The 22,898-nt window shown below is 71.9% G+C and carries 18 protein-coding genes; 10 read left to right on the forward strand and 8 right to left on the reverse strand.

Annotated features, from left to right (window positions below; genetic code table 11):
- The first annotated feature begins 167 nt into the window (after positions 1–167).
- The 6 genes from ABZV93_RS15320 (at position 168) to rny (ending at position 5,782) form a co-directional block, all read left to right on the forward strand.
- Positions 168–428 carry a hypothetical protein gene (locus ABZV93_RS15320; RefSeq protein ID WP_354935522.1) on the forward strand — a complete coding sequence of 87 codons (261 nt, stop codon included), beginning with the start codon at positions 168–170 and terminating at the stop codon, positions 426–428.
- Entirely contained in the window at positions 419–613 is a 195-nt protein-coding gene (locus ABZV93_RS15325; RefSeq protein ID WP_354935525.1) for a DUF3046 domain-containing protein, read from the forward strand. The genes ABZV93_RS15320 and ABZV93_RS15325 overlap by 10 nt, the downstream gene beginning before the upstream one ends.
- A gap of 297 nt (positions 614–910) precedes the next feature.
- A complete protein-coding gene (gene recA / locus ABZV93_RS15330; protein WP_354935528.1) occupies positions 911–1,954 on the forward strand; it encodes a recombinase RecA in 1,044 nt (347 codons plus the stop codon).
- 21 nt (positions 1,955–1,975) lie between these two features.
- Positions 1,976–2,590, forward strand: a complete 615-nt coding sequence (locus ABZV93_RS15335) for a regulatory protein RecX (protein ID WP_354935531.1) — start codon at positions 1,976–1,978, stop codon at positions 2,588–2,590.
- Positions 2,591–2,668: 78 nt separating this feature from the next.
- Entirely contained in the window at positions 2,669–3,865 is a 1,197-nt protein-coding gene (locus ABZV93_RS15340) for a GNAT family N-acetyltransferase (protein ID WP_354935534.1), read from the forward strand.
- 435 nt (positions 3,866–4,300) lie between these two features.
- Positions 4,301–5,782, forward strand: a complete 1,482-nt coding sequence (rny, locus tag ABZV93_RS15345) for a ribonuclease Y (RefSeq protein WP_354935537.1) — start codon at positions 4,301–4,303, stop codon at positions 5,780–5,782.
- A 29-nt stretch (positions 5,783–5,811) separates the two neighbouring features.
- On the opposite strand, the gene ABZV93_RS15350 is transcribed toward rny, so the two are convergent.
- The 4 genes from ABZV93_RS15350 to ABZV93_RS15365 all read right to left on the reverse strand — a co-directional run bounded on the left by ABZV93_RS15350 (position 5,812) and on the right by ABZV93_RS15365 (position 9,153).
- Entirely contained in the window at positions 5,812–6,693 is an 882-nt protein-coding gene (locus tag ABZV93_RS15350; RefSeq protein ID WP_354935540.1) for an amino acid ABC transporter permease, read from the reverse strand.
- Positions 6,690–7,337, reverse strand: coding sequence for an amino acid ABC transporter permease (locus ABZV93_RS15355; RefSeq protein ID WP_354935543.1), 648 nt, complete (start codon positions 7,335–7,337; stop codon positions 6,690–6,692). The genes ABZV93_RS15350 and ABZV93_RS15355 overlap by 4 nt, the downstream gene beginning before the upstream one ends.
- 103 nt (positions 7,338–7,440) lie before the next feature.
- Positions 7,441–8,319 carry a glutamate ABC transporter substrate-binding protein gene (locus ABZV93_RS15360; RefSeq protein ID WP_354935546.1) on the reverse strand — a complete coding sequence of 293 codons (879 nt, stop codon included), beginning with the start codon at positions 8,317–8,319 and terminating at the stop codon, positions 7,441–7,443.
- A gap of 105 nt (positions 8,320–8,424) precedes the next feature.
- The gene (locus tag ABZV93_RS15365) at positions 8,425–9,153 is read right to left on the reverse strand and encodes an amino acid ABC transporter ATP-binding protein (RefSeq protein WP_354935671.1); all 729 of its coding nucleotides are present in this window, start codon (positions 9,151–9,153) and stop codon (positions 8,425–8,427) included.
- A gap of 345 nt (positions 9,154–9,498) precedes the next feature.
- Between ABZV93_RS15365 and miaB the strand changes: the two genes are divergently transcribed.
- The gene (gene miaB / locus ABZV93_RS15370; RefSeq protein WP_354935549.1) at positions 9,499–11,022 is read left to right on the forward strand and encodes a tRNA (N6-isopentenyl adenosine(37)-C2)-methylthiotransferase MiaB; all 1,524 of its coding nucleotides are present in this window, start codon (positions 9,499–9,501) and stop codon (positions 11,020–11,022) included.
- Positions 11,023–11,083: 61 nt separating this feature from the next.
- On the opposite strand, the gene ABZV93_RS15375 is transcribed toward miaB, so the two are convergent.
- The 4 genes from ABZV93_RS15375 to ABZV93_RS15390 form a co-directional block, all read right to left on the reverse strand.
- Entirely contained in the window at positions 11,084–13,150 is a 2,067-nt protein-coding gene (locus ABZV93_RS15375; RefSeq protein ID WP_354935552.1) for a hypothetical protein, read from the reverse strand.
- A complete protein-coding gene (locus ABZV93_RS15380) occupies positions 13,144–14,520 on the reverse strand; it encodes a Gfo/Idh/MocA family oxidoreductase (RefSeq protein ID WP_354935555.1) in 1,377 nt (458 codons plus the stop codon). Before ABZV93_RS15380 ends, ABZV93_RS15375 begins: the two co-directional genes overlap by 7 nt.
- Positions 14,521–14,629: 109 nt before the next feature.
- Positions 14,630–15,868, reverse strand: coding sequence for a lysylphosphatidylglycerol synthase transmembrane domain-containing protein (locus ABZV93_RS15385; RefSeq protein ID WP_354935558.1), 1,239 nt, complete (start codon positions 15,866–15,868; stop codon positions 14,630–14,632).
- The gene (locus tag ABZV93_RS15390) at positions 15,865–16,755 is read right to left on the reverse strand and encodes a PIG-L family deacetylase (RefSeq protein WP_354935561.1); all 891 of its coding nucleotides are present in this window, start codon (positions 16,753–16,755) and stop codon (positions 15,865–15,867) included. The genes ABZV93_RS15385 and ABZV93_RS15390 overlap by 4 nt, the downstream gene beginning before the upstream one ends.
- Before the next feature lie 319 nt (positions 16,756–17,074).
- Between ABZV93_RS15390 and ABZV93_RS15395 the strand changes: the two genes are divergently transcribed.
- The 3 genes from ABZV93_RS15395 (at position 17,075) to ABZV93_RS15405 (ending at position 22,775) form a co-directional block, all read left to right on the forward strand.
- Positions 17,075–18,265 (forward strand): glycosyltransferase family 4 protein, encoded by a 1,191-nt coding sequence (locus ABZV93_RS15395; protein ID WP_354935563.1) that lies wholly within the window; start codon positions 17,075–17,077, stop codon positions 18,263–18,265.
- 113 nt (positions 18,266–18,378) lie between these two features.
- Positions 18,379–19,515, forward strand: coding sequence for a LacI family DNA-binding transcriptional regulator (locus ABZV93_RS15400; RefSeq protein WP_354935566.1), 1,137 nt, complete (start codon positions 18,379–18,381; stop codon positions 19,513–19,515).
- 209 nt (positions 19,516–19,724) lie between these two features.
- Entirely contained in the window at positions 19,725–22,775 is a 3,051-nt protein-coding gene (locus ABZV93_RS15405; RefSeq protein WP_354935569.1) for a glycoside hydrolase family 38 C-terminal domain-containing protein, read from the forward strand.
- Positions 22,776–22,898 lie beyond the last annotated feature (123 nt).

The raw sequence follows: 22,898 nt of genomic DNA on the forward strand, positions 1-22,898 counted from the left end.
GCTTTCCCCCTTCCCCGACGCCTGTTCCTGGATCTGTCCCTAGCTCTGTCCCGAGACCTTTCGGCCGAACCGAGGACAGGCGGCAGACGCTCGTCACGATCCCCTCACGATCTACCACGTTCGGTGATGACGACTCACTGGACGGGCACTTCGAGGAGGGGAACCCGATGCGCACAGCCAGGAGGCTCCCCATCGTGGCGATGGGGGCACTGCTCGGGCTGGACCTGGTCGGCACCGCGCAGGCGTCGATCCGCGTCTCCCCGCAGGCGAGGGAGAACACCCTGTCCGCGATGCAGGGGGAGGCGTTCGCGTACTCCTCCTACAGCGCGTACGCACAGCAGGCGGCGCGGACCGGCCGAGGGTCGGTGGGCCCACGACCGCCGCTGGTCCGGGCGGGGGCGACAGTCATACTGGGCCGGTGCGACTGACGGAATTCTGGCGACGAATGGAACACCACCTCGGTGCGGGCTATGCGCGCTCGTGGGCGCGCGACCAGGTCCTGGCCGAGCTGGGCGGTCGCACTCCCCAGCAGGCCCTCGACGCCGGTGTCGACGCCAAGACCGTCTGGCGCGCGGTGTGGCAGGCCCTCGAGCTTCCGCCTTCGGAGCGCTGATCTTCTTTCCGGGGCCGAGCAGGGCAACGAGACCGGTCGGATCCGCTCGGCCCGGCGTGGCGTACCTCTTCGAACGCGTGTTCGCCATATCGTCGTAGAGTGTCATTGGTGGGCCGCACTCGCCGGTGGCGAGTTGTCCACAATGCGGCTCACGGCCGTGGCGTCCACAGGTTTCACCGCCCGGATCCAGGTATGTCGGTGGTCACCTCTAACGTCTCGGATGTGATGAACGAAAAGACCACGCAGAAGAAGTCCCGGGGCTCACGGCGAGCCCCCGATCCGACCGGGATGGCGAGCATGGCAGGTCAAGACCGCGACAAGTCGCTGGACACCGCGATAGCGCAGATCGAGCGGCAGTTCGGCAAGGGCGCCGTGATGCGCCTGGGCCAGGAGGGCCGCGCTCCGATCGAGGTGATCCCGACCGGGGCCATCGCCCTCGACGTGGCGCTCGGGATCGGTGGCCTGCCCCGTGGGCGGGTCGTGGAGATCTACGGGCCGGAGAGCTCGGGTAAGACCACCCTCGCGTTGCACGCGCTGGCCAACGCGCAGAAGTCGGGCGGGGTCGCCGGCTTCATCGACGCCGAGCACGCTCTCGACCCCGAATACGCCAAGAAGCTGGGCGTCGACACCGACGCGTTGCTGGTGTCCCAGCCGGACAACGGTGAGCAGGCGCTGGAGATCGCCGACATGCTGATCCGTTCCGGCGCGCTCGACGTCGTGGTGATCGACTCGGTGGCGGCTCTGGTGCCGCGGGCCGAGATCGAGGGCGAGATGGGCGACAGCCACGTCGGCCTGCAGGCCCGGCTGATGAGCCAGGCGCTGCGCAAGCTGACCGGCGTCATCAGTTCCTCCAAGACCACCGCCATCTTCATCAACCAGCTTCGCGAGAAGGTCGGTGTGATGTTCGGTTCGCCGGAGACCACGACCGGCGGCAAGGCGCTGAAGTTCTACGCGTCCGTCCGGCTCGACGTGCGGCGGATCGAGACGCTGAAGGACGGCCAGGACGCGGTGGGCAGCCGAGTCCGGGTGAAGGTCGTGAAGAACAAGATGGCTCCGCCCTTCCGGCAGGCGGAGTTCGACATGCTGTTCGGCGAAGGTGTCAGCCGCGAGGGCAGCCTGATCGACCTCGGGGTGGAGCACGGCCTCGTTCGCAAGGCCGGCGCCTGGTACACCTACGAGGGCGACCAGCTCGGACAGGGCAAGGAAAACGCGCGGAAGTTCCTCCGCGACAACCCCGACCTTGCCGAGGAGCTGGAGAAGAAGATCAAGGAGAAGGTCGGCATCGGCCCGCTGGTGGACCAGCCCGCGAACGAGTCCGAGCCCGAGCCCGAGGACTTCTAGCGCCGAGGAGCAGACGAACAGGTGAGGCAGAACTCATCGAGATCCTCGAGGTCGAGGTCATCGAGGTCATCGACATCGCGGTCGGACGACGACCAGGAGCGCGCCGCGACCGATCCCGAGCAGACAGCCCGCACCATCGTCCTGCGCCAGCTCACCGGCCAGCCCCGCTCACGAGCGGAGCTGGAACAGGCGTTGCGACGCAAGGAGGTGCCCGAGGACGTCATCGAGTCCGTCCTCGGGCGGTTCACCGACGTCGGCCTGATCGACGACGCGGCCTTCGCCCGGGCGTGGGTGGACTCCCGCCACACCGGGCGCGGGCTGGCACGCCGGGCGCTGGCCCACGAGCTGCGCCGCCGGGGGGTGGGTGACTCCGAGGTCGGCGAGGCGCTCGACCAGCTGTCCCCGGAGACCGAGCTGGAAACAGCCCGGGCTCTGGTTGCCCGCAAGCTCGCCGCCACCCGGGGGCTCGACGGGCGCACCAGGGTCCGCCGACTCGCGGCGATGCTGGCCCGGAAGGGCTACTCGCCGGGGCTCGCCGCCCGAGTGGTCCAGGAGGCACTGGAGGGGGAGTCCGACGAGGAGGCCCGCGCCGCTGTCGCCGAGTTCAGCGGGGCTGCCGACTCGATGGAGGCGTAGGTCTGCCCTACGGCCTGAACCGGCGTGGTGATCCGCCCGGGTCACCATCGCGGCGAGGTCGGCGCTAGCGTGCCAGCCATGGCGCTTCAGGTGCGGACCGCTCGCGACGACGACCGACAGGCCCTTCACGATCTCGGCCAGCTGGCATTCGCGGCCCGTCCGGCTCCCTACGACGACACCAACGACCGGGCGGCGAACCCGCTCGACCGGCGGCTGCTGGCCACCGAGGGCGAGCGGATCGTGGGACGGCTGGCGGTGTGGGAGCTCGGCCAGTGGTTCGGCGGACGCCGGGTGCCGATGGGTGGGGTGTCCGGCGTGGCCGTCGCTCCCGACGCGCGGGGGAGGGGAGTCGCGAGCACCCTCGTCCACGAGGCGATCCGGGCCATGCGCGACCGCGGCGAGGTAGTGGCGTCGCTCTATCCGATGAACCACACCCTCTACCGCCGCAACGGCTGGGAAGTGGCCGGCAGCTATCCCGAGCAGTGGATCGACCTGCGAGCACTCACCTCCCTGCCCAGGCCCGAGCGTGAGGTCGAGGTCCGGCCCACCACCGAGGCTGACCTGCCCGCGATCCGCGAGCTGCACGACGCGGTGTCGCGGGAGGAGCCGGGCAACCTCTCCCACGGACCCGAGTTCGGCGGCCGCCGGCTCCTCGGCCATCCCGGGATCCAGGAGGGATACGTCGCGGAGACCGACGGCCGTCTCACCGGCCTGCTCGTCACCAGCCGTACGGATCCGGCCGGCGACCGTGGCTTCTACACCATCAACGTGCTCCAGTCGCTGGCCGCCGACCTGGCCAGTGAGCTCGCGCTGCTGCGGGTCCTCGCCGCGCAGTATCCCGTGGCGGGCACGGTGACACTGGTGACGCCGCCCCAGTCCGCGCTGGCGATGCTGGTCGGCGAACGCGATCTGCGCCCGGCCGACCGGGGCTGGTGCTGGATGACCCGCCTGGTGGACGCGGCCGGCGCGGTTGCCGCGCGTGGCTACGCCCCGGACGTCACCGCCGAGGTCCACCTGCACCTCGACGACCCGGTGGCCAGGTGGAACACCGGCCCGCACGTACTCCGGGTCAAGGACGGCGCCGGCCACCTGGAGCCGGGCGGACGAGGTGACGTACGCCTCGGCATCGGCCGGCTGGCCTCGCTCTACACCGGCTGGGCGTCCCCGCACCGGCTGGCCCGGCTCGGGCTGGTCTCCGGAGCGGACGAGGCCGACCTCGCCGCCCTGGACCGCGTGTTCACCGGTCGCCTGCCCTGGTCCCGCGACTTCTTCTAGGGTCCGCAGGACAGGCCCTGAAAGGCCGGCCCGACCGGCTCGCTCAGGCGCACGCGGGGCGGACGGCCGCCCTTGTCCACCGTCCTTGACCGGCCCCCTACGGCGACTTAGCCTCCAGAGCAGGAAGAGATCACTCTGCGTCAGTCGCCGGCGCTGCCACTCGCATCGGCCGAACGGAGCTTCACCTGCACGTTCCTCGAGACCACTGCGACATCGCTGCCGAGCGGCTTCGAAGAGCCGCACCAGTGACGACTCTGCGTCACCGAATCTCGCGCAGGTTGAGACCGGGCGGCGGTGAAGACGTGATCTGCCGGCTCCGGGGCCGCGGCAAGGTCGCCGCCCGCCGGTACGTGCGCGCGGATCGATCCCTTCCGAGCCAGACCTCCGCCGGCGGGTTCTGCCGAGGTGGTGGTCGGGGAAGGGAGCGCTGCCCTGATGGTTTCCCTCGTCCAGGTCGCCCTGTTGCTCGTCGGGCTCGCCGTCCTCGTACTCCTCGGTGCCCTCGTTCGTCCCGCGTGGTCCTGGTGGGCCGCTGCCCGTGCCCGGCCAGGAGCACCGTCCGCCGTTGCCATCGGTGAGGCCGCGTCCCCCCTGCCGCAGGAGCTCCGCGCACGGTCCGACGACCTCGACCGCCGCGAACGCCGCCTCACCGACCGCGAGTCACGGCTCGACCTGGCCGAACGCGAACTGGAGAGCCGGACCCGGACGGTGTCGGCGGCCCAGGAGGCGCTGGCCGCTCGCCAGGCCGCGCTCGCCGACCTGGAGACCGAGCGCCGGCGGGTGCTGGAACGAGCCGCCGGGCTGACCGCCGACCAGGCCAGGGCCGAGCTGGTGAGCTCCATCGAGAACGAGGCCAAGCGCGAGGCGGCACTGACGGTCCGCGACCTCGAGCACCAGGCACGCGAGGAGGGCGAGCGGCGCGCCCGGGCCGTCATCACCACGGTGGTGCAGCGACTCGCGACCGAACAGACCGCCGAGTCGGTGGTGACCACGTTGCAGTTGCCCGGTGACGAGCTCAAGGGCCGCATCATCGGCCGCGACGGGCGGAACATCCGCGCCTTCGAGCAGATCACCGGCGTGAACGTGATCGTGGACGAGACGCCGGAGTCGGTGATGCTGTCCTGCTTCGACCCGGTCCGCCGAGAGGTCGGGCGGAGGACGCTGGAGCACCTGGTGCTCGACGGCCGGATCCATCCGCGCCGGATCGAGGAGCTGTACGCCCGGAGCCTCGGCGAGGTCGAGCAGACCTGCCTGCGGGCGGGGGAGGACGCGGTGGCGGAGACCGGGCTGACCGACCTGCATCCCGAGCTCGTCCGCCTGCTCGGCACCTTGCGGTTCCGGACGTCGTACGGCCAGAACGTACTGCGGCACCTGGTCGAGTCGGCGTCCATCGCTGCCCTGCTGGCCGCCGAGCTCGGGCTCGATCCGGCGCCGGCCAAGCGCTGCGGGTTGCTGCACGACATCGGCAAGGCGCTCACCCACCGGGCCGAGGGCAGCCACGCCCTGGTGGGCGCCGAGGTGGCGCGCTCGCACGGGGAGAGCGCCGCGGTGGTGCACGCGATCGAGGCACACCACGACGAGGTGGAGCCGCGCACGGTGGAGGCGGTCCTCACCCAGGCGGCGGACGCGATCTCCGGCGGCCGGCCCGGCGCCCGGCGCGAGGCGCTCGCAGCGTACGTCCAACGGTTGGAGCGGCTGGAGGAGATCGCCCGTTCCTATCCCGGCGTGGCCGCCGTGCACGCCATGCGGTCCGGCCGGGACGTCCGCGTCATGGTGCTCCCGGCCGAGATCGACGACGTGCAGGCGCAGGTGCTCGCCCGCGACATCGCCAAGCGGGTGGAGACCGAACTGACCTACCCCGGGCAGATCCGGGTCACCGTGATCCGGGAGACCCGCGCCACCGAGACCGCGCTCTGACCGCGCCGCCCCGACGCGGGCCTGCCGGCTCAGCGAGCAGGGCCGGAGCCATCGCCCGGCACACCGCCGGACACGCCGCCACTGGGATCACCGGCGGGGGTGCTGGCCAGCGGGACGACCGTGCGGCCCTGCCGGCGCTGCCTGGCCTCCAGCCACTGCGCGACCCGGGACAGCGTGTAGTTGATGACGATGTAGACCGCCGCCGCGACGGCACCGGCAGCGATCGGGTTGTTGTAGCCGGAGATGACCTGCTTGGTGAACGACGCCAGCTCCTGGGAGCTGATGATGTAGCCGAGCGCGGTGTCCTTCAGCGCCACCACACACTGGCTGATGATGGCCGGGAGCATCGTGGTGACGGCCTGCGGAACCAGGATCAGCAACATCACGCTGCTCTTGCGCAGACCGAGCGCGTACGCCGCCTCCGACTGCCCGCGCGGCACCGCCTTGATGCCGGCGCGGAACACCTCCGCGAGCACCGAGCCGTTGTAGAGCATCAGGGCAAGCACCAAGGCCCAGAAGCGGCCCGTCACGTCACCGAAGCCGAGGAACATCGCGAGGATCAGCAACACCAGCGGGATGGCGCGGAAGAACTCGATCACCGCGATCGACGGCCAGCGCAGGATCGCGTGGTCGGACAGCCGGCCGGCGGCGAACACCGCGCCGAAGACCAGAGCCAGCACGATCGCCACCGCGGCCGCGGTCAGCGTGGTGAGGATCGCCTCGCCCAGCCCACGCAGGATGTCGGGGTCGGTGAACGGCTCGAACGCCTTCGGCGTGATCTGGTCGGCGGCCCACAGCTTCCACAGCACGAACCCGAGCAGGGCCAGCAGGACGACCGAGCCGATGACTCCGCCGATGAGGTGCCGGCGCCGGGCGACCGGGCCGGGTACGTCGAAGAGGACTGTACTCATCGGGTCACCGTCCAACGTCGTTCGAGCAGGGAGGCGCCACCGGCGATCAGGAACACGATGATCACGTAGCCGAGCGCGATGCCGGCGAACAGCCACCACAGGGCGGTCGGGAAGTCGCGTACGAGCGAGTCGAGCTGGTAGCTCGCCTCGGTCACGCCGAACACCTCGGCGATGGCGGTGTTCTTGGTCAGGGCGATGAGGATGCTCGCCAGCGGCGGCACGACGGCGCGGAACGCCTGCGGCAGGACGATCAGCCGCAGGCTCTGCCCGAACGTCATGCCGATGGCCCGGGCCGCCTCCGCCTGGCCTGCCTGGATGGCGTTGATGCCCGAGCGCAGCGCCTCGCAGACGAACGCGGCGGTGTAGAGCGAGAGCGAGATGATCGCCCGGACGAAGAAGCTGTACTGCAGCCCGACCGCCGGCAGCCCGGTCACGATGATCAGGAAGACGATCAGCAGTGGGGTGTTGCGGAAGACCGTGACGTACGCCGTGCCCGCACGCCGCAGCACCGGCACCGGGGAGACCCGCATCCCTGCCAGGACGATGCCGAGCAGCGTCGCGACCACCCCGGAGACGACGAGCAACTGGACCGTGAGCCAGAAGCCGGAGACGATCTTCGGCAGGTTGTCGATCAGCACGTTCACGTCGGGCTGGTCTCCCTTGGTCGGCGCCCGAAGAAGCGGACGGGTGGGCGACACGGACCTGCCCGGCGCGGGCCGGCAGGCCGCGCGCCGGGCAGGTCGGTGCTCACTGGCAGGAGGGGTCCGGCTTGGGCGCGGCCGGTGCCTTCACATCGGTGGCCTTGCCGAGCGTGGCGTCGAACGCCTTCTTCCAGTCGCCGTCCTTCACCGCCTTGTTGATGCTGTCGGTGAGGTACTTGCACATTGCGGTGTCGCCCTTCTTGAAGCCGATCCCGTAACGCTCCTCGGTGAACGGCTTGCCGACCGTCACGAGATCCTTGTCCTCGGCGGCGTAGCCCTGAAGGATCGCCTCGTCGGTGGTGACCGCGTCCACGGACTTGTTCTTCAACTGGGTCACGCACTCGGAGTAGGAGCCGAACGGAGCCGGGTTGGCGCCGTACTTCTCCTCGACCTGCTTCAGGGAGGTCGACCCGGTGACCGAGCAGACCTTCTTGCCCTTCAGGTCCGCGCCGGACTTGATCGACTTGTCGTCCTTCCGGACGAGCAGGCCCTGGCCGGTGACGAAGTACGGACCGGCCTGGCCGACGACCTGGCGCCGCTCGGGCGTGATGGAGTACGACGCGAGCACGAGGTCGACGGTGCCCTTCTGCAGGAAGGGCTCGCGGTTCTTCGACACGGTCTCGACCCACTCGATGTTCTTGGGTTCGATGCCCATGCCGCCGGCGATGATCTCGGCCATCGCCACGTCGAAGCCGGTCGGCGTGTCGGTGCCGGGCTTTTTGTAGCCGATGCCCGGCTGGTCGAACTTGATGCCGATCTTGATCTTCTTCGCCTTGGCGAACTTCGCCATCGACGAACCGGCGGGGAACTTGGGGTTCTCGGCGACCTTGACGTCCGTCTGGCCTCCGCCGCTGCCTCCGCAGGCGGTGAGGGCCAGCGCGGCTACCAGGCCGGCTCCGAGCAACCGCAGACTGCTCTTACGCATGACGTCCCTTTCTGGATGGTGGCCCGCAACCCCAGCTTGCGTGTGGTCCCGGCAGGGTCCGAAGGGAGCGGCGCTCGGCGGTGCGGGGATGGGGCATTCAGACATTCAGTGCTGCAGGATCTTGGAGAGGAAGTCCTTCGCCCGTGCCGACTGGGGGTTGGTGAAGAACTCCTCGGGTGTGCGCTCCTCGACGATCCGCCCGTCGGCCATGAACGCGACCCGGTCGGCCGCGCTGCGGGCGAACCCCATCTCGTGGGTGACGACGACCATCGTCATGCCGCCGCGGGCGAGGTCGACCATCACGTCGAGTACTTCCTTGATCATCTCCGGGTCGAGCGCGGACGTCGGCTCGTCGAAGAGGATCACCTTCGGTTCCATCGCCAGTGCGCGGGCGATCGCCACCCGCTGCTGCTGTCCGCCGGACAACTGCGCGGGGTACTTCTCGGCCTGGTTGCCCACACCCACCCGGTCCAGGAGGGCCCGGGCCCGGGTCTCGGCCTCCGCCTTGGGAATCTTGCGGACCCTGATCGGGCCGAGAGTGACGTTGTCCAGCACGGTCTTGTGCTGGAAGAGGTTGAACGACTGGAACACCATGCCCACGTCGGCGCGGAGCTGGGCGAGCTTCCTGCCCTCCTCGGGCAGCTGCTGGCCGTCGAGCCGGATCTCCCCGGAGTCGATCGGCTCCAGTCGGTTGATCGTCCTACACAGCGTCGACTTGCCCGACCCCGACGGCCCGATGATCACCACGACCTCACCGGCGTGCACGGTGAGGTTGATGTCCTGGAGCACGTGCAGGTCACCGAAGTGCTTGTCGACGTGCTCCATGGTGACCAGCGGACGTGCGGAGGCCGCGCCGGGAGAGGGCGGTCGCTCGCTCGTGTCTGTCATGCGGGGAAGGTACCTTCCTTCGAGTTCTGACGCGAGACCGCCCGGCGGTCTGTAGCCCGACTGGAACATGACGATCATGGTGTCGCTGACCGTGGTCGTCCGGGGACGCTCCGCGGACCCCTTCCGGCTGCTCCGGCCGGCCCTGACGTAACGGACCCCATGTCGCTTTGGCCATCAATCCGGGCAATTCACGGCAGTTGTGCGCAGGGCCGGGCAGTTCTGAGCACTTCCCCCGGTGAGGGACGCCTGCCCCCGCTCCTCGGGTACGGCGCGCCGTACCCTTGGACGGTCATGACGCACCGTATCGAATCCCCGGCACCCGACGCTGCCGTCGACGTCTCCGGCACGCGCACGTACGAGCTCCGCACCTTCGGGTGCCAGATGAACGTCCACGACTCCGAGCGGCTGTCCGGACTGCTGGAGGACGCGGGGTACGTCCGCGCGCCCGTCGGCGACCCCGCCGACGTCGTCGTCCTCAACACCTGCGCCGTCCGGGAGAACGCCGACAACAAGCTGTACGGCAACCTCGGCCACCTGGCGCCGGTGAAGGCCGGCCGGCCCGGCATGCAGATCGCCGTCGGCGGCTGCCTGGCCCAGAAGGACAAGGGCGAGATCGTCCGCCGGGCCCCGTGGGTCGACGTGGTGTTCGGGACGCACAACATCGGCTCGCTGCCGGCCCTGCTGGAGCGGTCCCGGGTGCTCGGCGAGGCACAGGTGGAGATCAAGGACTACCTGGAGACGTTCCCGTCCACGCTGCCCTCACGCCGGGAGTCCCAGCACGCGGCCTGGGTCGCGGTCAGCGTCGGCTGCAACAACACGTGCACGTTCTGCATCGTGCCCGCGCTGCGCGGCCGGGAGAAGGACCGCCGGCCCGGCGACATCCTCGCCGAGGTGAAGGCGCTGGTCGCCGAGGGCGTCCTCGAGGTCACCCTGCTCGGCCAGAACGTCAACGCCTACGGCGTGGAGTTCGGCGACCGGTTCGCGTTCGGCAAGCTGCTGCGGTCGTGCGGGGAGATCGACGGGCTGGAGCGGGTGCGCTTCACCTCCCCGCACCCGCGCGACTTCACCGACGACGTGATCGCCGCGATGGCGCGGACACCGAACGTCATGCACCAGTTGCACATGCCGCTGCAGTCGGGCTCGGACCGCGTGCTGAAGGCGATGCGGCGGTCCTACCGCCAGGCGCGTTACCTCGACATCGTGGCGAAGGTACGGCAGGCGATGCCGGACGCCGCGATCACCACCGACATCATCGTCGGCTTCCCGGGCGAGACCGAGGAGGACTTCGAGGAGACGCTGCACGTCGTGCGGGAGGCGAAGTTCTCCGCGGCGTTCACGTTCCAGTACTCCAAGCGGCCGGGCACGCCGGCGGCGACCCTGCCGGACCAGGTGCCCAAGAAGGTCGTGCAGGCGAGGTACGAACGCCTGGTCGAGCTCGTCGAGGAGATCGCCTGGGCGGAGAACCGCGCGCTCGTCGGCCGCCAGGTCGAGGTGCTCGTCTCCGAGGGCGAGGGCCGCAAGGACGCCGCCACCGACCGCATGAGCGGCCGGGCCCGTGACAACCGGCTGGTGCACTTCTCCGGCGGCCGGCCCGGTGGCGCGGCCCTGTCCGGCGTACGCCCCGGTGACCTGGTGACGGTCAAGGTGACCTACGCGGCCCCGCACCACCTGGTCGCCGACGGCCCGCTGCTGGACGTCCGGCGCACCCGGGCCGGTGACCTGTGGCAGGCCCGGCAGGCGGGCGCGACCGAGGCCGCGGACGGGTCGGGTGCGCCTTCCGGTGTGCTGCTCGGGATGCCCACCGTCCGCCGCTGACCGACACCACCGCAGCAAGGCACCGGCCTGCCGCCACTCCAGGGGCGACGGCCGGCCGGCCTCAGGGTGCGGGCGCGAGGTTGTCCGAGCGCACCTGCCAGCCGGAGTCCGGGAACCCGGGCGCCGGCCCTTCGGGTGCGCCGTCCCAGCCGGCCGCCATCATCGCCACGGCGTACAACAGGCCGCCGTTGCCGGGGAGGTACAGCGGCAACGTGCCCGGGCGCTGGAAGTTGTGGCCGTTGCCGAGGTAGTGGTTCTTCGGCGTGTCCAGCAGCAGCGCCTCCACGGCGAGGCGGGGCTCGCCCACCCGGCAGGCGGTCATCGCCAGCAGGGGGTAGTCCCAGCCCCAGGTGTCCGACCACTCCCAGCGGTCGAGCACGTCGCGCAGCGTGGCCCGCATCCGGTCGGCGTCGGCCAGGCCCACGTCGGGCACGAAGCCCAACGCGCCGACCATCGTCGGGTGCCCCTCGCGTTCGGTCACCGGGTGTTCGAGCTCGACGTAGCGGCCGTCGCGTTCGGGCAGTGGACCGAGGTGCTTGGCCACCGCGTCCCACGCGGGTACGCGGGCCAGGCCGAGGCGTTCGCGCCACACCTGGGCGGTCTGCAGTCCCCATCGCCAGTACGCCAGCTCGAACGCGGGGTTGCGGGCCTCCCGGCGCAGTGGGTAGGCCTTCTCCTGCGCCGACGCCACCGGCGGGCCGAGGTCGAAGCGTTCCCGCCGCGGATCCCAGGTGGCGTACGACGCCATGAACGCCGCCGACTCGAACACCAGCCGGGCGAACCGCTCGGCCGTACGCCGGGAAGGCCGGCGCCGCCAGACCAGCTCGGCGAAGTAGATCGGGTGCGGCTGCTGCCACACCAGGAGCGCGCCGATGTCGCTCGGGCTCTCCCGTGCTTCCGGTCCGACCTGCTTGGGCCAGCGCGCTCCGGAGTAGCCCTGCAGCCGGGCGGTCTCCTGGGCGGCCGCCAGCGCCTTGTCGTACCACCCGAGGCTGCGTTCGAGCAGGGCCGGGTGGTTCCAGAGCGCGAAGTGGGCCGCGTGCCACCAGTGCATCTCCAGGTGGAACTTCCCGCGCCAGCTGTTGGTGACCAGACCGGTCTCCTGCGGCGGCGTGGAGCCCGCGCAGTTGACGGCGGTGAGGTACTGCGACAGGACGACCCGGCGTTCGAGCTCCTCGGCCCGCGGGTCGGTGGAGCCGGACAGATCGACGATCCCGCCGGTGGACCAGAACTCCGTCCACGAGACCTCGGCCGCGGTGAGCACCGCGGCCACCGTCGGCGCCTGCTCGACCGGCGCGGGGGAGAAGCCGACCGTGAGCTCGAGGATGCCCACGCCGTCGGCGTGCACGGCGAACTCGTGGGGTCCGAGCTGCTTCAGTACCGCACCCGCCGACCAGGTGAGTGCCACGTGGTGCACGTCGGCGTCGAGGAGCCGGCGGATGTCGGCGCGGTTGCCGCGCAGGTGCAGCTCGGACAGGTGGCTGGTGGGGGAGTCCCAGTCGCACGGCTCGCTCCAGTCGCCCACGGCGTACGGGAAGCGGGTTCCGATCGCGAGCTCGCCGCGCGCCAGCAACGGCGACTCCACGCGGACGGCGAGCAGGTCGAGCTCGGGGTCGCAGGCTGTCGTGACCTCCACCGGCGTTCCGTCCAGCTCGAACCGGCTCTCGATCCGGCCACGCCACAGATCCAGCCGCTGACTGATCGACCCCAGCTCCGACAGCCGCACCGGCTGCCCGTCGGGGCGTACGAACCCGATCCGGCCGAGGTCGATCCGATGTGGGTTCTCCCGCAGCCACTGGCGGGCCAGCTTGGCGCGGGAGTGCACCGACGAGTCGCCGAAGTCCGGGCCGGTGGTGGAGTACGGCACCGAACGACCGGCCGCGGTGGAGTAGTCCTCGAAGGACTCCGCCAGCGCGTAGCCCTCCGGGTTGGGCGCGGTGTGCCAGGCCCACTGCGCCTGGGTGCCCAGCCGCATGCCGTCGGCGTGGAACGAGGGAAAGGTCTGCAGCCCGGTCACGTCGGCGGTGAAGGCGAACTCGCCGTTGCCGACTGTGAGCGGCTCCAGGGCGTCGGCGGAGGTCCGCCGGACGTTGTGCCGCGCGACGATGCGGTAGCGGTCCATCAGCATGAGAACGAAGTGAAGTTCCGGTAGTTCGCGAGAGAGAACGCGCGGGTGGGCGAGGCCCAGTCGGCGCCGGCCTCGGAGAACAACAGCCCGTCGCGGGCGCAGCGCTCGATGAGGTCGTCGACGCCCACCAGGTGCACCCAGCGCTCGCCGTTCTCGTCATGGACGGTGGTGAAGCGTGGCGAGACGGGACCGGGTCTGCCTGCGGACTCGTACATGCCGTTGAGGGCGAGGACGAAACCTCGGGTCATCTTAAGGGGGCACAGCAGCCGATCGTCGTAACCGCGGACGACATTGACCAGATTCGCGAGCAGATCGGGCGAACCGGGGTCGCCCGGCGCACGGCCCGCGCGCGCGGCGTCGGCGGCCAGTGCCTCGACCGCCCGCACGGCCGCCGCCGGTGGCTGCTGCCCGGCCTGCCCGGCCTGCCCGGACTCCAGGGTGAGCTCTCCGGTCGTGTAGTACGCCCGGGCGGTGGCCCTGGTGCCGCGGACGAACACGTACGGCGGCACCTGCGCCGGCGCGCACAGCGTGACCGCCGCGACGACGGTGCGGCCCTCGGCGGTGTCGACCCGGACGCTCGCGGTGTCGTCGCCGTCGATACTGTCCCGGCAGCGGTAAAGCTCCGCCCGCACCGCGGTGGGCGTGGCCGGGGCGTCGTCGTGGTCGCCGGCCACGATCAGGGCGTTCATCAGGCCGTGTGCGAACGGGTTGGTGAGCGTGCCGTCCAGGACGTACCTACCGTCGTGGACCAGCCGGCCGGCCCAGTTCGTACGCGCGTAGTAGGAGTCGGCGCGCGACCAGCGGCCGGCCAGGCCCACGTGCTCCACCTCCCCGAGCGCGCCGTCGCGGGCGAGCCGGGCCAGGGCGCGGACGACGGGTGCGCGGGCGTTCTGGAAGCCCACCTGGCACAGCGGCGCGGAGCCGGCCCGGTCGCCGGAGTCCTGCAGGGCGAGCAGTCGGTCCATGTCCTGCACTGTCACCACCGGCGGCTTCTCCACCAGGACCGAGGAGCCGGCGGCGAACGCCTCCTCGATCATCGGCGCGTGCAGCGGGATGGGCGTGCCGAGCACCACGACGTCGGGGCGCTCGGCGGCCAGTAGGTCGGTGAGGGTGCGGTGACCGCGCGGTGACGGACCGGCGTACGCCCGGGCGGCGAGGTGCTCGGCGACCACTGCGGCGGCGTCCGGCGCGACGTCGGCGTACGCGGCCAGCCGCAGCAGCCCCTGCTCCTGCAGCCGGACGGCGTTGCGCAGATGGGTACGGCCGTAGCCGTTGACGCCGACCAGCCCGACGCGCGGGCCGGGCCGGTCGGTGGCCGGAAGTGTGGCCGGTGATGTGGCCGGGGGGGTGGCCGGGGGTGTCGTGCTCACGTTGCCTCCTCGTACCGGCGTGCGAGGTGCGCCGCACACCCGCGGAAGCCATCGTACGAAAGCGCTTTCCCACCCTGGTCTGCTGCCGAGCCGATCCGGCCGGGCGTGGTCAGTACTCGGCGGCGGACCGTCGCGGGGTGCGGCGGGCGTTGCCGGCGTGGTCCGCGTGACCGGCGTGGCCGGTCTGCTCCACGTGGCCGGTGTGGTCGGCGCGGTCCACGTCGCCCACGCCGTCCACGCGCTCGACGTCGATGCCCTCGGCGCGGCGGCCGTCCCCGGAGGAGGGCAGCGTGAGCGCCGGCACCAGCCGCAGTCGCCGGCTCCTCGCGGGTGATCCGGACAGCGACCGCAGCAGCCAGAACACCGCCCCGAGCGGCACCTCCAGCACGAACGTGAACATCGAGAACAGCAACACCGCGGCGGTGACCGGCCCCGGTGCCCCACCCAGGTGGATCATCACCGCCGCCGTGCCGGCCTCGGCGATCCCGAACCCGCCCGGCGTGACAACCACCGTGGTGAGCAGCCGCCCGAGCGCGAACGCCGCGACGGCCTCACCGACGCCGAGGTAAGCGCCGGTGGCCAGCAGGCAGGCGCAGAACAACGCGGCCTGCAGCGCGAGGTAGCAGCTCATCCCGAGCGTCATCGGCAGCCAGGACGTCCTCAGCAGGCCCGAGGTCGTCACCCGCAGCCGGGCGAGCGCGGCGCTGGCCTGGTGCTCGGCGGGCCGGATGCGGCGGGGAAGTACGCGCAGCGCGCGGTCGGCCGCCCTTCCCACGACGTCGGCGGCGCGGTCCCAGCGCAGCGCGACCACCAGGGCGGCGACCAGCCCGAACAGCCCGACCGAGGCGGTGGCGACCGGGACGGCGAGCCAGGAGTCGGGGAGGTGCCCGGCCGCCAGCAGCGCCAGCAGCCCGACCGCCGGCAGCAGGAACCGCGCCAGCACGTTGGCGATGCCGGAGGCGACCGTGGACACCGCGATCGCGTGGCTGCGGAAACCCCACGACCGGGCCATCGCGAAGTTGACCGCGACGCCGGCGGCGCCGCCGAACGGCATCAGGTTGCTCACCGCGCTGCCGACGGCGTTCAGGGTCAGCGCCTGGCGGTGGTTGAGCCCGGGCAGTGAAGCGGTGAGCACCCAGGTGTACGCCCACAGCCCGAGCCCCCACAACGCGATCAGGCCGACCACGGCCCAGCCGTTCAACCGGGCGAACTGCGCCCAGATGACGCCCCAGTCGATGCCCACGATGTAGGGCAGGGCGGCCACCAGCCCGACCGCGATCAGGATCGAGGCCAAAGACACCGTGGTGCGCACCCACGGACGTTGGAACGCCGATCCGGTCACCTTCATCGCGCACTCCCGGGGGTGCGGGAGGGGGCGAGGCCGGCGAGCGGATGCGTCAGGCGGGTGCCCGGCGCGAGGTCACGCTGGACGTACCACTCGGTGCCGAGCACCAGCCGGAACAGCGGTCCGGGCAGCCGGCGCAACGCCGCGACGGTACGCACCGAGTCGCCGCCGGTGGCCTGGGTCGCGTGTGCAGCCAGGCTCGCCCGCTTGGCCGCGGTGAACCGGCGTACGTCGATCCGGTGGGTGATCTCGGCCCGGGAGGCGAACGCGCGCTCGAAGCTGCGCACGTCGAACTCCGGCGGGAACCGGTAGACCCGGCCGACCAGGCGCAGCGCGCGCAGCAGCAGCTCCCGGTCGACGGTCGCCTCGAGCACCGTCGGCGTGCCGGCGAGCTCGGCGGCCCGGGCTCCCACCCGGTGCACGCGTACGTGGTCGGGGTGGCCGTAACCGCCGGCCGGGTCGTATGTCGTCACCAGGTCGGCGTGCTCCTCGGCCAGCAGCGCGGCCAGCCGGCCGGCCGCCTCGTCGACGTCCGCGCGGACGAAGGCCGGTGCCCACGTGGGCTCGGCCCGCCCGTCCAGACCGGAGTCGGCGTAGCCGAGGTGCTCGACCCGGGCGACGCCGAGTGCCGCGGCGGACGCGCGGAGTTCGGCGAGACGTACGTCGCCGAGGCGAGGAGCGGTGGGACCGCCTGCGGTCTCCCTGCCGGTGCCCCGGCCGGCGGCCGCACCGGCGGTGATCGACTCCGGCGCGGCCAGCCCCTGGTCACCGGCCGTGGCGACCACCAGGACGACCCGGTGCCCCTCGGCCGCGAGCCGGGCCATGGTGCCCGAGGTGAACAACGCCTCGTCGTCGGGATGAGCGTGGAAGAACACGCAGGTGCGGCCCATCCCCCCACCCTCGCACGAGCGGGTACGGAACCGCCGTGTCCTCAGGGACATCTCCGGGAATCCTCCAGTGGCGACGCGGTGGGCCAGTGCTGATACTCATGGACGGCTCGGATCGGCGCACAGGGCTGGACGACGTGGACGAAGTGGATTACGCAGACGACATGGGCGACGGGAACCTCGGCGCGGGACGAACGCACGCCGGTGCGGGGCCCGTCACGCTACACCTGCTTACCCGCGTCCTCTCCCGAGCCGGAACGAGGGCGGCCTGGACCGCCCCGACCAACGTCGACACGGGGGACGTGTGGTGAAAGTCGTACACGTGAGTGACTGCTTCCTGCCCCGGCTGGGTGGGATCGAGATCCAGCTCGCCGAGCTCGCCCGGATGCAGCACCGCGCCGGCCACCGGGTCGAGGTGGTCACCGCCACGCCCGACGGTGCCGGCGGGGACGCTGCCTGGGCGGCCGCGGCGGGGGACCGGTCCGGCGGCCCGGGCGTGCCGGTCCACCGGGTGGTGGCGCCGCTTCCGTGGGAGCTACCGGTTCATCCGCGCACCGGCCGCCACGTCGGCCGGCTGTACGCCGACCTGCGCCCGGATGTCGTGCACGTGCACGTCGGCGCGGTGTCGCCGTTCGGCTGGGCGGCCGTCCGCGCGGCGGCACGCCGCCGGCTGCCCACGGTGGTGACCGTGCACAGCATGTGGGATCCCGCCACCTGCGCGATGTACCGCGCCCTGGACGCCGCAGCCTCCTGGACCGGCTGGCCGGCGGTGGCGTCGACGGTGAGCGAGGCGGCGGCCGTCCCGATCCGGCGGGTCGTCGGCGACCGGGTGCCGGTGCGAGTGGTCGCGAACGGCATCGACACCGCGCAGTGGCGGCCGGCCGAGCCTGCCGACCGGCCCGAGCCTGCCGACCCGGCCGACCGCCGGCACCGACCCGGCGTGCACGTGGTCGCTGTCGGCCGGCTGGCTCCGCGCAAGCAGCCGTTGACGTTGCTGTCGATCCTGCGCGCCGCCCGCTCCGAACTGGACGGGCTGGACAGGCGGGTGCCGCTGTACGCCACCGTCGTCGGCGACGGGCCGGCCCGTCCGCTGATGGAGCGCTATCTCCGCCGCCACGCGATGACCGGCTGGGTGGAGCTCGCCGGTCGCCTGGACCGTGACCGGGTGCGCGCGGTGCTGGGTTCGGCGGACGTGTTCCTCGCCCCGGCGATCCGGGAGTCGTTCGGCATCGCCGCGCTGGAGGCGCGGCTGGCCGGCGTGCCCGTCGTGGCGTACGACCGCGGTGGCGTGGCCGACTTCGTCGTCTCGGAGAAGGAGGGCCTGCTCGGCGGTTCGCCGGCCGAGCTCGCCGCCGCGGTCGCCCGGCTGGCCGGTGACGACACCCTGCGCGGCACCATCGCGGCGTACAACCGGTCGACCGAGCCGGTGCGCTGCACCTGGCCGGTGGTGCTGGCCGACTTCGACGAGCTGTACGCGCTGGCCCGGGCCAGGGCGAACCGCTCGGCACCTTAGGTTCCCCCGGCGCCCGCGTTCCCGCACAATGGGGTCCCCACGCGCGGTCGACAGCCGCGGCGGTGGACGGACCAGCGGACGAACCACCGGACGGGTCGGGCGGGAGGAACGCGATGCGTACGACGTTGCGGGACGTCGCCCGGCTGGCCGGGGTGTCGCCGAAGACGGTCTCCAACGTCGTCAACGGCTATCTCCACGTCCGGGCGGAGACCCGCGTCCGGGTGGAGGAGGCGATCGTCACCCTCAACTACCGGCCCAACCTGTCCGCCCGCAACCTCCGCCGCGGCCGCACCGGGGTGATCGCGCTGGCCGTGCCCGAGCTGGACGTGCCGTACTTCGCCGAGTTGGCCCGCCACCTGGTCGCCGCCGCGGACGCGCGCGGCTGGACGGTGCTGGTGGACCAGACCGACGGTGTACGTGAACGCGAACGCCAGGTGATCGGCGGCATCCGCGACCAGCTCATCGACGGTCTGGTGCTCAGCCCGCTGGCCCTCACCGCGGCCGATCTGGCCGAGCGCACCGACGCCACGCCGATGGTGCTGCTGGGCGAGCGGATCCACCGCGGACCGGCCGACCACGTGCTCATCGACAACGTGGCGGCCGCCCGGGACGCCACCGCGCACCTGCTCGAACTGGGCCGCACCCGGGTCGCCGCGATCGGCGCCCAGCGCAGCGCCGCCGGGGTGACCGCCCGGATGCGGCTGCGCGGCTACCGCTCGGCGCTGGCCTCCGCCGGGGTCGGCTACGACGAGCGGCTGGTCGCCTCGACGCCGCGGTTCCACCGCGCGGAGGGCGCCGCCGCGATGGCTGCGTTGCTGGATGCCGGCGCCCGCCCCGACGCGGTGTTCTGCTTCAGCGACCTGCTCGCCCTCGGCGCGCTGCGCACGCTCGCCGAGCGCGGCGTGCGGGTGCCCGACGACGTGGCGGTGATCGGGTTCGACGACATCGAGGACGGCCGGTTCAGCGTGCCGACCCTGTCCACGATCTCGCCGGACAAGCGCCGGATCGCCGGGTGCGCCGTCGACCTGCTGCACCGGCAGTTACTGACCGGCGCGGCCGGACGCGCCGACGCCGACGGCGGTCCGCAGGAGGTGTACGCCGACTACCGCCTGATCGCGCGGGAGAGCACCGGCGCGTCCACCCCGCCCGTTCGGCCGAGCCCGTCCGGGCTCTCGGGCTTCTCCGGCTCCTCCACCCAGCCCGTCGCGTCGGCGCCGGCGGTCTCACCGGTCCCGCCGACGGTCTCCTGAATCTCCGGCGAATCCCGGCGACCCGCCACGTTCCGTGTCCGCCGGGTCGCTGCGCGTCTGCCCGGGTTGTCGCCGGTGGACGCCGCGCGGCCGAGCGGGCGGGCTGGGCTAGCGTCTCTCCCCAGACATTCCTCGCCCGCCGGCCCGAATGTGGGAACGCTCCCATATGTCGGCCTCGGGTGACCGTACCCGGTTCCTTCGGAGGACCCATGCACGATGACCAGAAGCTGGTGGAAGCCCGGCTGGAACGCGCTCTCCAGCAACGGCTCCGCCCCGCTCTGTACGGCGACACCGTTCCGCTCGACATCGAGGTGTGGCACGCCCCCGGTGAGCCGGTCCCGGTCACCGACGCCCTCGCGGCCGACTTCAAGCCGGCTGCCCTGGGCGACAAGTGGGGCCCGCCGTGGGGGACCAGCTGGTTCCGGCTGACCGCGCAGGTCCCGCAGGAGTGGGACGGCCTGCGGGTTGAGGCGGTCGTCGACCTCGGCTTCGGCGGCGGCCCCGGCTTCTCCGCCGAGGGGCTCGCGTACACCCCGGACGGCGACCCGATCAAGGGCCTCAACCCGGACAACATCTACCTCCCGGTCAGCGGGCTCGCGGCCGGTGGCGTCTCGCCGTCGGAGCATGCGAAGGCCAAGGGGGGTGCGGCGTTCCAGGTCTACCTCGAGGCCGCCGCCAACCCCGCGGTGATCCAGTCCGGCTTCCTGCCCACCAACCTGGGCGACAAGTCCACCGCCGGCACCGAGCCGATGTACGAGATCCGCCGGGCCGAGCTCGCGGTGTTCAACGTCGACGTCTACCACCTGCTGCGCGACATCGAGGTGCTGGCGCAGCTGATGCACGAGCTGCCGACCGACCTGCCGCGCCGCCCGGAGATCCTGCGCGCCCTCGAGCGTTCGCTGGACGCCCTCGACTACGACGACATCCCGGGTTCGGCCGCGCTCGCCCGCGAGCAGCTCGCCCCGGTGCTGGCCAAGCCGGCGTACGCCAGCGCCCACCAGATCTCCGCCGTCGGGCACGCGCACATCGACTCCGCGTGGCTGTGGCCGCTGCGCGAGACGGTGCGCAAGGTCGCCCGTACGGTCTCCAACGTCACCACGCTGGCCGCCGACCACCCCGACTTCAGGTTCGCGTTCTCCCAGGCCCAGCAGCACGCCTGGATGAAGGAACACCACCCGAAGGTCTGGGACCGCCTCAAGGCCGCCGTCGAGTCCGGCCAGATCATCCCCATCGGCGGGATGTGGGTCGAGTCCGACAGCAACATGCCGGGCGGTGAGGCGATGGCCCGCCAGTTCGTGCACGGCAAGAAGTTCTTCCTGGACGAGTACGGCATCGAGACCGAGACCGTCTGGCTGCCGGACTCCTTCGGCTACTCCGGCGCGATGCCGCAGCTGGTGAAGCTCGCCGGCAACAAGTGGTTCCTCACCCAGAAGATCTCCTGGAACCAGACCAACAAGTTCCCGCACCACACGTTCTGGTGGGAGGGCATCGACGGGACGCGGGTCTTCACCCACTTCCCGCCGGCCGACACCTACAACGGCCAGCTCACCGGCGACGAGCTCGCCCGGGCCCAGCGCAACTACCAGGACCAGGGCGGCGGCACCTGGTCGCTGCTGCCGTTCGGCCACGGCGACGGCGGTGGCGGCCCCACCCGGGAGATGCTCGGCCGGGCGGAGCGGCTGGCCGACCTGGAGGCCTCGCCGAAGGTGACCATCGAGCACCCGGCGGACTTCTTCCAGCGCGCCCACGACGAGTACTCCAACGCGCCGGTGTGGGTCGGTGAGCTCTACCTCGAGCTGCACCGGGCCACGTTCACCTCTCAGGCCAAGACCAAGCAGGGCAACCGCCGCAGCGAGCACCTGCTGCGCGAGGCCGAGCTGTGGTCGGCCGCGGCGGCGGTGGCCGGCCGGGCGGACTACCCGTACGAGGACCTGGACCGGATCTGGAAGGCCGTCCTGCTCAACCAGTTCCACGACATCCTGCCGGGCAGCTCGATCCACTGGGTCCACCGCGAGGCGGAGGAGACCTACGCCCGGCTGGCGGTCGAGCTGGAGGCGATCATCGAGCGCGCGCAGCGGGCGCTGGCCGGCGAGGGCGACGCCACCGTCGTCTTCAACGCCGCACCGCACGACCGGCTCGGCGTGCCGGCCATGGGCGCGGACGTACGGGCCTCCTCGCACGCGCCGGAGGTGTCGGTACGCCGTGAGGGCAGCGCCGTCGTCCTCGACAACGGCCTGGTCCGGGTGACCGTGGACGAGCGCGGCCTGCTCAGCTCCGTCGTGGAGCTGGAGTCCGGCCGGGAGGCGATCGCCCCGGGCGCGGCGGGCAACCTGCTGCAGCTGCACGTCGACACCCCGAACCTCTGGGACGCCTGGGACGTCGACCCCTTCTACCGCAACAAGGTGCGCGACCTCACCGACGTCGACTCGATCGAGGTCGTGTCGGAGTCGGGCACCGAGGCCGCGGTGGCCGTGACCCGTTCGTTCGGCGGCTCCACGATCCGGCAGACGATCCGGATCGGGGTCGGCGAGTGCCAGGTCAACGTCGACAACGAGATCGACTGGCACGAGAAGGAGAAGTTCCTCAAGGTCGCGTTCCCGCTGGACGTTCGCGCCGACCAGTCCGCGTCGGAGACGCAGTTCGGCCACGTGTTCCGGGCCACCCACACCAACACCTCGTGGGAGAACGCGAAGTTCGAGTTCTGCGCGCACCGGTGGATCCAGGTGGGCGAGCCGGGGTACGGCCACGCTGTGGTCAACAACTCCACGTACGGCCACGACGTGACCCGCGACGTCCGTACCGAGGACGGCGGCACCACCACCACGGTGCGGCTGTCCCTGCTGCGGGCGCCGCGAGTGCCCGACCCGGTGACCGACCAGGGCGTGCACAAGCTGTCGTACGCACTGGTGCCCGGGGCGGGCATCGCCGAGGCGGTCGAGGAGGGCTACCGCATCAACCTCCCGGCGCGCACGGTGACCGGTGCCGAGGGCGTCGCCCCGCTGGTGCGGGTGGACAACCCGGCCGTGGTGGTCGAGGCCGTGAAGCTCGCCGAGGACCGGTCCGGCGACGTGGTCGTCCGGCTGTACGAGGCACACGGCGGCCGCGCGACCGGCCGGGTGTCCACGTCGTTCGGCGCCGCGTCGGTCACCGAGACCGACCTGCTCGAGCGTCCGCTGGCCGACCGCGAGGTGGTCGACGGCGCGGTCGAGGTGACGCTGCGGCCGTTCCAGATCCTCACCCTGAGGTTCGCCCGCGCCTGATCGCTCGGGTCGCTCGATCGCCGGTCACACCGGCGGTTGGACAGGCACGGCAAGCACGACAGGTACGACAGCAGAGCCGGCAGGTGGCCGGCCCGGGTTCGCCCGGGCCGGCCATCGGCGTTT

The sequence above is a fragment of the Actinopolymorpha sp. NPDC004070 genome (assembly GCF_040610475.1).
Classification (GTDB): domain Bacteria; phylum Actinomycetota; class Actinomycetes; order Propionibacteriales; family Actinopolymorphaceae; genus Actinopolymorpha.

Bases quoted from the DNA above. Each gene is read 5' to 3' on its own strand.
- recA (WP_354935528.1), top strand. From the start codon at position 911: ATGGCAGGTCAAGACCGCGACAAGTCGCTGGACACCGCGATAGCGCAG.
- rny (WP_354935537.1), top strand. From the start codon at position 4,301: ATGGTTTCCCTCGTCCAGGTCGCCCTGTTGCTCGTCGGGCTCGCCGTC.
- ABZV93_RS15320 (WP_354935522.1), top strand. From the start codon at position 168: ATGCGCACAGCCAGGAGGCTCCCCATCGTGGCGATGGGGGCACTGCTC.
- ABZV93_RS15400 (WP_354935566.1), top strand. From the start codon at position 18,379: ATGCGTACGACGTTGCGGGACGTCGCCCGGCTGGCCGGGGTGTCGCCG.
- miaB (WP_354935549.1), top strand. From the start codon at position 9,499: ATGACGCACCGTATCGAATCCCCGGCACCCGACGCTGCCGTCGACGTC.
- ABZV93_RS15385 (WP_354935558.1), bottom strand. From the start codon at position 15,868: ATGAAGGTGACCGGATCGGCGTTCCAACGTCCGTGGGTGCGCACCACG.
- ABZV93_RS15340 (WP_354935534.1), top strand. From the start codon at position 2,669: ATGGCGCTTCAGGTGCGGACCGCTCGCGACGACGACCGACAGGCCCTT.
- ABZV93_RS15390 (WP_354935561.1), bottom strand. From the start codon at position 16,755: ATGGGCCGCACCTGCGTGTTCTTCCACGCTCATCCCGACGACGAGGCG.
- ABZV93_RS15360 (WP_354935546.1), bottom strand. From the start codon at position 8,319: ATGCGTAAGAGCAGTCTGCGGTTGCTCGGAGCCGGCCTGGTAGCCGCG.
- ABZV93_RS15350 (WP_354935540.1), bottom strand. From the start codon at position 6,693: ATGAGTACAGTCCTCTTCGACGTACCCGGCCCGGTCGCCCGGCGCCGG.
- ABZV93_RS15375 (WP_354935552.1), bottom strand. From the start codon at position 13,150: ATGCTGATGGACCGCTACCGCATCGTCGCGCGGCACAACGTCCGGCGG.
- ABZV93_RS15405 (WP_354935569.1), top strand. From the start codon at position 19,725: ATGCACGATGACCAGAAGCTGGTGGAAGCCCGGCTGGAACGCGCTCTC.